General features: G+C 38.2%; 9 protein-coding genes and 1 pseudogene. 5 read left to right on the forward strand and 5 right to left on the reverse strand.

All coding sequences use genetic code 11. The annotated features are described in order from the left end of the window. Positions 1-527: 527 nt before the first annotated feature. Together ACT6XC_RS06125 and ACT6XC_RS06130 are read left to right on the forward strand one after the other, a co-directional pair. Positions 528-1,343 carry a CheR family methyltransferase gene (locus ACT6XC_RS06125; protein ID WP_288518496.1) on the forward strand — a complete coding sequence of 272 codons (816 nt, stop codon included), beginning with the start codon at positions 528-530 and terminating at the stop codon, positions 1,341-1,343. 102 nt (positions 1,344-1,445) lie between these two features. Beyond that, positions 1,446-2,651: a protein-glutamate methylesterase/protein-glutamine glutaminase gene (locus ACT6XC_RS06130; protein ID WP_443741205.1), complete on the forward strand. Its 1,206-nt coding sequence runs from the start codon at positions 1,446-1,448 to the stop codon at positions 2,649-2,651. Positions 2,652-2,726: 75 nt separating this feature from the next. Here the strand turns inward: ACT6XC_RS06130 and ACT6XC_RS06135 are convergent, their stop codons facing one another. The 3 genes from ACT6XC_RS06135 to ACT6XC_RS06145 are packed head-to-tail and all read right to left on the reverse strand — an operon-like array spanning position 2,727 to position 4,780. Continuing rightward, a complete protein-coding gene (locus ACT6XC_RS06135) occupies positions 2,727-3,161 on the reverse strand; it encodes a SoxR reducing system RseC family protein (protein WP_443737877.1) in 435 nt (144 codons plus the stop codon). Continuing rightward, entirely contained in the window at positions 3,154-3,699 is a 546-nt protein-coding gene (locus tag ACT6XC_RS06140) for a tetratricopeptide repeat protein (protein ID WP_443737876.1), read from the reverse strand. Before ACT6XC_RS06140 ends, ACT6XC_RS06135 begins: the two co-directional genes overlap by 8 nt. A gap of 25 nt (positions 3,700-3,724) precedes the next feature. Continuing rightward, the gene (locus tag ACT6XC_RS06145; protein WP_443741179.1) at positions 3,725-4,780 is read right to left on the reverse strand and encodes an FPP/GGPP synthase family protein; all 1,056 of its coding nucleotides are present in this window, start codon (positions 4,778-4,780) and stop codon (positions 3,725-3,727) included. 242 nt (positions 4,781-5,022) lie between these two features. Between ACT6XC_RS06145 and ACT6XC_RS06150 the strand changes: the two genes are divergently transcribed. Both ACT6XC_RS06150 and ACT6XC_RS06155 read left to right on the forward strand, forming a co-directional pair. Continuing rightward, on the forward strand, positions 5,023-5,625 hold the full coding sequence (locus ACT6XC_RS06150) for an RlmE family RNA methyltransferase (RefSeq protein WP_273065485.1): 603 nt from the start codon (positions 5,023-5,025) through the stop codon (positions 5,623-5,625). A gap of 63 nt (positions 5,626-5,688) precedes the next feature. Beyond that, positions 5,689-6,657, forward strand: coding sequence for a peptidoglycan DD-metalloendopeptidase family protein (locus ACT6XC_RS06155; protein ID WP_443737873.1), 969 nt, complete (start codon positions 5,689-5,691; stop codon positions 6,655-6,657). Positions 6,658-6,764: 107 nt separating this feature from the next. Here ACT6XC_RS06155 and ACT6XC_RS06160 read toward each other — a convergent pair whose 3' ends face one another. Together ACT6XC_RS06160 and hflX are read right to left on the reverse strand one after the other, a co-directional pair. Then, positions 6,765-7,220 (reverse strand): flagellar basal body-associated FliL family protein, encoded by a 456-nt coding sequence (locus tag ACT6XC_RS06160; protein WP_443741180.1) that lies wholly within the window; start codon positions 7,218-7,220, stop codon positions 6,765-6,767. A 31-nt stretch (positions 7,221-7,251) separates the two neighbouring features. Further along, on the reverse strand, positions 7,252-8,622 hold the full coding sequence (gene hflX / locus ACT6XC_RS06165; protein ID WP_443741181.1) for a GTPase HflX: 1,371 nt from the start codon (positions 8,620-8,622) through the stop codon (positions 7,252-7,254). A 135-nt stretch (positions 8,623-8,757) separates the two neighbouring features. Here hflX and ACT6XC_RS06170 point away from each other — a divergent pair. Further along, positions 8,758-10,894 (forward strand): annotated as a pseudogene (locus ACT6XC_RS06170) (hypothetical protein); the annotation flags it as partial.

A 10,894-nucleotide genomic window follows, 5' to 3' on the forward strand; every position in this document is an offset into this window, starting at 1 on the left:
TTTTCTTTTTAAATTATTTTTTTTCATTCTTTCCAGTCAGCGCACTTTGTGTGGCCCGGTGCTTTATTTTTGCGTCTTTCTGCCGTTTGTACATTTTTTCCATATCATTGATTTTTATTTGCTACAGGTTTTGACATTTCCGTGCGCTTTTGACGTTTTTGTTGTTTTCTGACGTTTGCGTAGTTTTCCTGTTTTGTTCCGTATCTGGCAAAATCGACCGGGGACTTAGCCCGTGCCGGAGCAGCGCGCAGCGTTGAAAAAGCGGGCTTTTTGTGTGCTGTTTTTTTTGCGGTTGTAATTTGAGGACGGCGGATTATGGCTTTTTTTTTACTTGATGGCCGCTTTTTTAATGGAGCGGACAGCGGAACTGCGCAGGGACGGTGTGGCGGGAAACTGTGTGTCCGTGCGCTTTTTGCCTGCTTTTCGTGTGGTGTGCTCCTGCTTTTTATTTTCTGTTTTGTATTTAACTTTCTGTTAAAAAAGTGCTTTTAATTTACAATTCGGGGTTGCAGGGATATAATATTTGTATGACAGATTTACTTACTGATTCAGAATTTGAAAAATTTCGCAAAATTATTTACGACAAGAGTGGTATTACTTTTTCGGCAACAAACCGTTCGATTCTTGATTCGCGTTTAAAGGAAAAATTGCGCGAAAAAAATCTGGCTTCGGTTCAGGATTATTATAATTTGATTATGTCAGATGAAGGCGAAATGAAAACGATGCTCGATTCTGTTACGACTAATTTGACTCGTTTTTTTAGAAATCAGCCGCATTTTGATGCTCTTGTTCATTATGTAATTCCTCATATTATTGAAGAAAAAAAGAAAACTGGTGGAACTGTTATTAAAATTTGGAGCGCTGGCTGTTCTACTGGCGAAGAACCTTATACGATTGCAATGATTTTAAAAAGTCTTTTGCCTCCGCCTTATACTTTTCAGATTACGGCTTCTGATATTTCTTTGAAGTCGCTTATGGTTGGTCAGCAGGGATTTTATCCGGAATCTAGAATTCAGGGAATTCCTCCAGAATATTTGTCAAAATATTTTATTAAAACCGAAAACGGTTATCAGGTTTGTAAGGAATTGATTTCTACAATAAAATTCGACTATCACAATCTTAGAAACGATTCTGGTATGAGAAATCTTGATGTTGTTTTTTGCCGTAACGTTTTGATTTATTTTGACGAGGCGGCTCAAAAAGCGTGTATTGACAGATTTTGGGACGCTATGGGCAAAAAATCTTATCTTTTTATCGGTCATTCCGAATCGCTCTTTGGAATGGATACGAAATTTGAGTTTTTAAAGACAGACTGGGCTTGTCTTTATCAGAAAAATTTATAGAAAAAAATATTTTTGCTTAGATGAATTTGATTTGCGGCTCTTTGAAAATATATTTTTGTTTGAGAGTGCATTTTTTTCAATTTTGTTATGGGAGATTTAAAAATGGACGACATTTCGGTTTTTGTTTGTGATGATTCTGCGTTAATGAGAAATGTTATTTCGCGGGTGATTGACAATACTCCTGGAATGAAAGTTATTGATAAAGCGATGAACGGGCAGTTCCTTATAAACAAACTGGAATATACAAAGCCTGATGTTATTATTTTGGATATTGAAATGCCTGTTATGACGGGAATTGAATATCTTCGCTATCGTAAGGAACATGGTCCTGATATTCCTGTAATCATCTTGTCTTCCATTGCAGAAAAAGGTGCTGCCGTAACTATGGAAGCTCTTGAACTTGGTGCCTGCGATTTTATTACCAAGCCAAACGGTTCTGTTTCTGTAGATATTAACTCTGTTGCTGATCGTCTGATAGAAATGATTGCTTCTTATGGCGGAGCTCAGGCGCGTTTTAATGGAAAAAATGTTTATAGCACTGATTATTACATTCGCTTGAATTCGGAACGTGCGATTGAAAGAAAACTTCATGAGGCTCTTGGTGATAAAGCTAAAGATGTTGTAATTCCTCCTCCGAAGCCGATTCCTATTCCAAAGGATTTTGAAACTTTTATTCCTCGCGAAAAGAAAAATATTGTTGCTATTACTCCGTTGCATGCTCCTGGAAAAATTAAATTGATTGCGATTGGAATTTCGACTGGCGGACCTAATGCGTTACGCGAAGTTTTTGCAAATATTGATCCTGATGTTAAGCAGCCGATTATTGTTGTTCAGCATATGCCTGCTGGCTTTACAAAAGAATTTGCTGCAAGTCTTGACAAAATTTGTCCTTTGAGCGTAAAGGAGGCGGAAGATAAGGATATTCTTGAAGAAGGACATGTTTATATTGCTCCAGGCGATTTCCATATTGTGGTTGAAAACAACGGTTTTGGAAAATATCAGATTCGTACAAACCAGCTGCCTCAAAGAAATGGACACAGACCTTCAGCAGATGTTATGTTTGAATCTGTTGCAAAGGTTTTTAAGTACAATGCTCTTGGTGTAATTATGACTGGCATGGGAAAAGACGGTGCTGTTGAACTTGCAGAAATGCGTAAACAGGGGGCGTGGACTTTGGGACAGGATGAAAAATCTGCCATTGTTTATGGAATGCCACGTGTTGCCTGGGAACTTGGCGCTGTTCAAAAACAGGTTGCCTTAGACAAGATGGCTGAAGAAATAAGTAGCCTGGCAATGTCAAATTACTAGAATAAATAGTTAAAATAAAAAGAAGAGCGGTAGCTGATTATTGTGCAATTGAAGCGCAACATTCACCGCTTTTTTTTATATTTTTTGTTTTATAATTGGCGATAATGGTATGAATGTTGCCCTGCTAAAGATAAAAACTGCTAGTTCGCCTAAGAAGAATGCTGCGATTCCTGCTAAAAACCTTATAGTTTCGTTAAATTGAATATTTGCCGGGAAATTCATTATTTTAAACAAGTTAGGGGCAAAAACAAGTCCAAGAATGCAAAGTGTTATGGGCAGAAAAAGTGCGCAAAGTCCCTGCAAAATTCTGACTGGTGTTTTTAATGCTATGCGGACGATATTTCCTTCTTTGAGTTTAAAATTCTTTACGTTTAGCGCGGTAAATGTCTTTGCGCTGTGCCTGCATGTTCTTATTGAAGGGCAGTTTATGCAAGCTGATGAAAAAACTGAAGCCAATAAAACTTTTTGAGAATTCTGCGAAACAGAAATGACTCTAGCAAAATCAAGCATTTGTCTGTCCAAAATTTTTTATTGCTTTTAACTGTTCATTGCAGAGTTTGTAGCCGACTTTATTGCCTGTTTCTTCGTATGTGTCGCGTAGGTTAAAGAGCGCGTCGTAATAATATGGATCGATTGTAATTGCCTGTTCAAAGGCTTCGGCAGCGTTCTCGTATTTTTCCAAATTAAAGTAGATTACGCCGAGTGTGTTCCAAAGCCGCGAATTGTTGCAGTTGTTTTCCAATCCTTCATGGCAGAATTGCAATGCTTCGGTTGTAAGACCAATGTTAAAATCAATTAAAGCAAGCATTTCGATTACCTGATCATCTTCGGCTTCGATTGAATAGGCTTTGTCCAAAGATTCTTTCGCACGCAAAAGGTCGCCTGTGTCGCGGTAAGTAACGCCAAGATTATACCAAAGGCGGTAGTTGTTTTTTTCCAAAGTAATTGCTTTTTGAAAACACGCAATCGCTTCTTTATATTCACCGTTGGCTGCAAGTTTTATTGCCTGAGAATTAAGTTGTGAAACGTTTTCTTTTTTTGCCGGCATATTCGTACTTCTGTTTTTGTTGTGGTTAACGCATTGAATTGAAAAGTTCTTCAATCAAGGTGCCGATTTCTGTTTTTGTTCCATAAAGCAGCGCAAGTTCCTGGCTTTTTTGTGTTACAAGTTCAGAACCTTTTTTTGCCGCCTGCTCAACCGCACCGCTTTGTGTTAAAAGCTGAATCGCTTTTTCGACGGCAGGACTTTCTATTCCTTCGTTTTTTGCCTGAGTAAAATATTGGGCAAGTATTTTTTCGTCCTGTGGATTTTTTTGCAGATGAAAAAGAACTGGCAGAGATTTTTTGCCTTCGACAATATCATCTCCGCGTTTTTTGCCTGGATTTCCGGTTGTAAGGTTTTTTACATCGTCAATAATCTGGAAAGCAACACCAATGTCCTGAGCAATTTTTCCAGCTTCTTCTATTTCTGAATCAGTTCCGCCACCTGCAAGAATTCCGAGTTTGACTGCAAGGCGTGCGAGTGTTCCTGTCTTGTTACGAACCATGGCTGTATATTCTTCGATTGAAGGAATTAAGTCTGGATTTCTGTGCCATTTAATGTCCATTGCCTGACCGAGATGCAAAAGACGTAGTTCTTGCAGAAAAAGTTCGTAGAGACGAAGTTTTTCGTCGGAAGACAGATTTAACGCTTTTATTGCAGTTGTTGCTTCAAAATAGAGCCAACTTCCTGCGTTTATGGCAACATCCATTCCGTAAGAAATGTGTGCGCATGGTTTTCCGCGACGTGTGTCTGCTCCGTCTTCAATGTCATCGTGAATGAGGCTTGCAGTGTGTGCAAATTCAACAAGCGGAGTTAAACCATAGGCTTTTGTTAAATCTACATCTATTTTTTTTGCCTGAGCTGTCATTTGTGCGCAGAGCACGAGAAGCAAAGGGCGCCATCTTTTTCCGCCAAGTGAAACCAGATGTGCGCAAGGCTGGGTTAAAACCGAAATATGCTCCTGATTTATGCACGAATCTATTTTTCCGAAAGACAGTTCTTTCCAGTTGTCATTAAGTTCTTGTGGCAGAAATTTTTGTAGAGAAAGTTCAATTTTTTCAAGGCGAGATGTAAATTCTTGTTTCATATTTTTATTATAACTCAAAAATCATATTTTGTGTACGAGTGTTTTTGATTTGCGTGAAGGATTGGAAGGGCGGCTTATAAAGCCGTTGCGGAACGAAGTGAAGCAATGAAGGCGGAAGCCGGAACCCTGGAAAGCCTGACGGCAATTTTTTTGCCGACACGCCCTTAAAAATCCAAAAAAAAGCAGTAAACTTTCATTTACAAAACAGTAAAAAAATGAGTAAAATTTGCCGATTAAGAATTATGGCATCGAATAGTTATGAAAAACCAGATTTTTGGTCGCAAAAAGCCTTTTCGGAAGGTTATCCTGCGCGTTCGGTTTATAAATTAAAAGAAATTGACGAAAAATTTCATATTCTCAAAAAAAACAGCACGGTTTTGGATTTGGGTGCGGCTCCTGGAAGTTGGACGACCTTTTTGCTCAGAAATTTGAGTCCAGAAAGCAAGGTTGTTTCCTGCGACTTGAATCCTCTTGCAAAAGATGTTAAGGGTGACAATCTTGTTTTTATTCAGGGCGATTTGACTGACAAAACTATTTTGGAAACTATAAAAAAAGAAGGTCCGTTTGATCTTGTGGTTTGCGACGCTGCTCCTAAAACGACAGGAAACAGAATTGTCGACACTGCGCGTTCTCAGGGACTTGTAAAAATGGCGATTTATTATGCTCAGACAATGTTGCGTCCAGGCGGAAATTTTGCGGTAAAGGTTTTTCAGAACGGAGACCAGCAGTCGCTCTTAAAAATGATGCGCGAAGTTTTTACTTCTGCAAAAGGCTTTAAGCCTGTTGCCTGCCGTGCCGAAAGTTTTGAAACTTATCTTATTGGAATAAATAAAAAAAATGTTTAAAGCCGTTTTTTCTTTGTAATTGCTCTGTCAATTGCATTGATTGTATTATAAACAGGATAAAAAATGAAATTTAAAAATATTGCTTTTGCTGATTTTAAAAAGAAAATTTTTAGCATAAAAACTCTCGCCTGTTTTTCTGTTGCCGTTGCTTCTTTTTGTGTCGTTTTGACGGTCGGACTTTTTTTGCAGCCCGAAGAGCAGGAAGAAAACGGCCAGGGAGGTTTAGAAATTCCAGGTTTGCCTGTTGTTACAGAAAGCGAGGTTGCCCTTGTCGAAGAAGAAAATCTTAACTTGAGCGAGGTTTGCTATACTTCTTACCGCGTGCATTCTGGAGATATGATTAGCGTTATTGCGTCAAATTTTGGAATTACGGAAGATACTATAATTTCTGTAAACAATATCCGTTCTTCTAGGCTTTTGCAGATTGGAACTTATTTAAAAATCCCTTCGATTCCTGGAATCCTGTACACAGTGCGCAAAGATGGCGAAACGGCTCTTTCGATTGCTGAAAAATATAAGATTGACAATGCAAAACTCTGCGCAGTAAATAAGGTTTCGGAAAGCGACTCTCTTTCTGCCGGAACAATGCTCTTTTTGCCGGATGCTCATCTGGATTGGGTTACCCGCCAGGAAATTAACGGAGATTTGTTTAAAAAACCTGTGCATGCAAGATGGTATATGTCTTCTGCCTTTGGCTGGAGAAAATCGCCTTTTACGGGAGTGCGTTCTTATCACAGCGGAGTAGATATGGCCTGTCCCCAGGGAACTAGAATCTATGCGGCAATGGACGGAAAAGTTACATCTACTGGTTTTAACAATACTTACGGAAATTACGTGATTGTAACACATCATTCTGGTTATAAAACGCTTTACGGACACATGAGCGCAATTGCAGCTGTAAAAAATCAGTACGTAACACAAAATTCTGTAATCGGCTATGTAGGAAGCACAGGTTTGAGCACAGGACCGCACTTGCATTTTACGGTTTTTAAAAACGGCAAGCAGATAAATCCTCAGAATTTGTGGAATTAGACGGCAGCTTTTCCGGCTTTTCGCCCTTCCGCTATTCGCTCCATTTGAGCGGCATTGAGCCGCTCAAACTGACGGGGCTACAATCCGGGCTGTAGGAAATATGTTTTTTACAAAATCAAAAAATCTGTAAAATAAAGCTTTTGAATTTTTTGTAAAACCAAAATCGAATTCAATTTTTCTAAAAGTTCTGAATTTATTTTTTCTTCGTTTTTTTTAGCCAGTTCTTCGGCTGTCTGTTCGGAAAAATAATTGAGTATTATTTCGCGCATTTTTTTCAGATTCCGGTCTAGTTCTTCGTAAAAAGTCTGGTCGTCAATGTATTCGATGTAAAGCGTTATAAGCACGATTTTTGTTTTTTCGTTTTTGCTGGATTTTGTTGTGGCGCGCAGTTTTCCGATTTTTGTAAAAGCCTTGTTTTTTTGAGAAGAAAAACTTTTAAATTCTGCCTGATTTAAAAATATTTTTTCGCTGTCTTGCAATGCGTTTTTAGTTTTATTTTTTTGGCGAAAAATTGAAAAAATAATTCCTGTCAAAAAAACTATTGCTGCGAGAAAAACTAACATTCTTGTTAAAATTTTATTCAATCTGTTCATTTTATTCTTTTGTTTCTGCGTCGGCATTTAATTTAAAATATGGCTCTAAAATTGAGTAAAGCCTGTTTTTTATTCTTTTTAAATTTGGAGAATTTTCGTTTGATTCTGCCACAAAAATTGAATTTCCGTAAGTTTTTTGTTCTTCCTGCAAAACAGAAAATTCCTGCCCGATTCGTGCCTTTACGTGGATTCCGTCGGTAAGCCATTCTTCGGTGAGCAAGATGCCGTTTTTGCGTATGTCGTTTAAAAGTGCGTGTTTTTCTGTTGGAATTATCAAGTTTTGGACTTTGCCTAAGAGGCTGTCGCAGATTTTTTGAGTGAGCTGCTCAAAACCGTCATGATTTAAAGCGCTTATTTTTACTGCATTGCTGAATTTGGCATAAAGCCGGACTGCTTGCGGACTTTCCGCTTCGAGAGAATCTGTTTTGTTCAGTACGATTATTCGCTTTACCTTATCTGCTTTTATTTCTTCAAGAACAGAAACGACTGTTTTATACTGTTCAAAAACATTCGGATCGCCAGAATCAAGAACGAGCAGCTGCAAATCTGCGTTTTTTGCTTCTTCGAGGGTGGATTTAAAGGCATTTACGAGAGAATGTGGCAGGTTTGAAATAAAGCCGACTGTGTCCGTAAGAAGGATTGAGCCGCCTTCTTTTAAGTTGAGCCTTCTTGTTGTTGGGTCGAGAGTTGCAAAAAGCTTGTCTTCGACAAAAACTTCGGCTCCAGTGAGCGCGTTGAGCAGGGTTGATTTTCCAGCATTTGTGTAACCGACTATTGCACAGGACGGACATGGCGTTTTGTCTCGTTTTTTGCGCTGTGTCTGGCGGTCGAGAACAACCTGGGAAAGTTCTTTTTTTACCAGTGCAATCTTGTCGCGAACTTGTCTTTGATCGAGTTCGAGTTGGGTTTCGCCACTGCCTTTTGAACCGTAATTTCCGCCTCGTTGTCTTGCAAAGTCTCCGTACATGTGGGCAAGTCGCGGAAGTGAATATTCGAGCTTAGCAAGTTGTACCTGAAGGACAGCTTCTTTTGTCTGCGCCCGTGCAGAAAAAATCCGTAAAATGACTTCCTGCCTGTCAAAAACTGCAAGTTTTGAAAGTTTTTCCCAGTTGCGCTGTTTTCGAGGTTCAAGAATGTAGTCAAAAATTATTGCATCTGCCTGAAGTTCTTTTGCAAGTGCGCAAAGTTCCTGAGCCTTTCCTGAGCCGATTCCATAGGCTGGAGAAGGTTCATAGCGCGTCAAATTTACGCTTCTGACTGTTTCTATTCCGAGTGTTTTACAAAGACCTTCGAGTTCTGCAAGCGGAACTTCCGGCTGACCAATAAGTAAAGCTTTTATTTTTTGATTCTGTTCTTCTTCAATTTCTATCATGTTCTAGCGTTTATAAAATGCGAATTTTATAACAAAAATAGTATAAAATATTTTGTAAAAACAGTGAATTCCTTACTTTTTTTTGCCGATTTTAGATAGAATAGAGAAAATATTTTTTAATTTGCAGGTGAAATTTTGACTTCGAGTCAGAAATTTTCTGTAAGTTTGCTGATTTCTGTCGTAATTTTTGCTTTTTTTTCGGTGATTACACTTTCTGGACAGTTTGATTCTATTGAAGCAAAATTTTATCAGCCGGCTGTAAGAAAACCGATTGAACAGAAAATCAGGGAACTTTCGGAACAGGAAAAACAATATAATCAGATTCTCTTTGAGCATTTTGCTTCTTTTGCTTCGGATAATGCTGTGCTTTCTTTTACAAAATCAGTTTCATCGGACGAGGAAGTAAAGTCGCGTGCTTTGGCTTGTGCAAAGATTTTTTCTTCGTCGCCTTATTTGCAGGGAATTCGCATTGTTGATTCTAACGGCCGGAAAATTCATTACAGTAGTTTTGAAAGCGACAAAAAAAAACAAAATGAACGCTCGACGGTTTACGAAGATTATTCGAATTTTGTAAAAAACGGACAGGAAATTGAATTTGAACTTTTAGATTGCAAAAATGGCCGGAAATTCAAGATTTTTAACGATTTTGAAAAAAAACGCATAATTTATTCGTTGCCTTTTATTGGAAAAGATAATTCTGGAAAAATTTCGCAGCAGGCAGACGTATTTTTTTATTGCGGAACCGAAGATTTTTTAAGATTTTTGTATTCAAAAAATAAAATCAGCCTTTCGGAAAAAGATGGAGCGGAATATCTTTTTACAGAAAAGTCTGATTGTGCAGGTTATATTTTTGGACTTCCTTATTCAAATTCTGAGCTTTTGGGAAACGGTCTGGAAGCACTGCGCGAAAATGTCCGCAAAAGGGTTTTGAATTTAGCTGAAGACAGGCGGACTGAACTTTTTGAACAGAATGTTGGTTTGACAGGAACTTATCTTCTTTTGGATAAAACTGAAAATTCGAGCGAACAAATTGATTCTGAAAAAAAAGAATTTTCGACGGAAAATGCTGAAGAAAATAAAGAGCCACTTTCTGCAAACTACAATTTTGCGATTTTTACGAAAATTGTGGATTTGAGTGAAGAAAATTTTAGTTTTCTCTGTTTTGTTTATGACGGAGAAATGTTTAAAATTTCGCTCGAGCTTCGTATTCTTTTGTTATCTCTCGTTTTTCTAACCTTGTTTTTGACGATTTTTTTGATTTTAAACTTAAAACGTGATGATTTGAGCGTGATAAAAGCGAGAATAAATCGTTTTCAGAAAATTTTTGCCGAATCGTACGAAAATTCCAAAGAAAAACTTCCTGGCGAAGAACTAAAAAAACGAAAAAATGAATTAAAAGAAGAAATAAAAAAAAGTCTTGGCCATCGTGGAAAAAAATATTCAGCCGAAATTGATGCATTTTTTGAAAACAGTTGGACAGAACTTTTTAAAACAACAATTTTTTCAGAACCACTAAAAAATTCTCAAGTTTCAGAAAAAGTTAAAATAGACAGCACCGAATTAAAAAATGTTCTCGAAGAAATTTTGGGCAGCGGTCAACTGAACATAAACGTAAAAAATCAGAAAAGCACAAAAAAACGCGATGTGCAGAAGAGCGCAGATGAAATTGAACCAGTTGAGGAAACTGAAAACGCAGACGAAATTGAACCAGTTGAGGAAGCTGAAAACGCAGACGAAATTGAACCAGTAGATGAAATCGAGAGCGCAGACGAAATTGAATCGGTAGATGAAATCGAGAGCGCAGACGAAATTGAACCAGTAGATGAAATCGAGAATGCTAACGAAATTGAACCAGTTGATGAAATCGAGAGCGTAGACGAAATTGAACCAGTTGAGAAAGCCGAAAACGCAGACGAAATTGAATCGGTTGATGAAATCGAGAATGCTAACGAAATTGAACCGGTAGATGAAATCGAGAGCGTAGATGAAATTGAATCGGTTGATGAAGTCGAGAACGCAGACGAAATTGAGTCGGTTGAGGAAGCAGAAAACGCAGACGAAATTGAACCAGTAGATGAAATCGAGAATGCTAACGAAATTGAACCAGTAGATGAAATCGAGAATGCTAACGAAATTGAACCAGTTGATGAAATCGAGAGCGCAGATGAAGTTGAACCGGTTGAGGAAGTCGAGAACGCAGACGAAATTGAATTGGTAGATGAAATCGAGAGCGCAGATGAAGTTGAACCGGTTGAGGAAGTCGAGAACGCAG

It is taken from the genome of Treponema berlinense (assembly GCF_052273165.1).
GTDB lineage: Bacteria > Spirochaetota > Spirochaetia > Treponematales > Treponemataceae > Treponema_D > Treponema_D berlinense_A.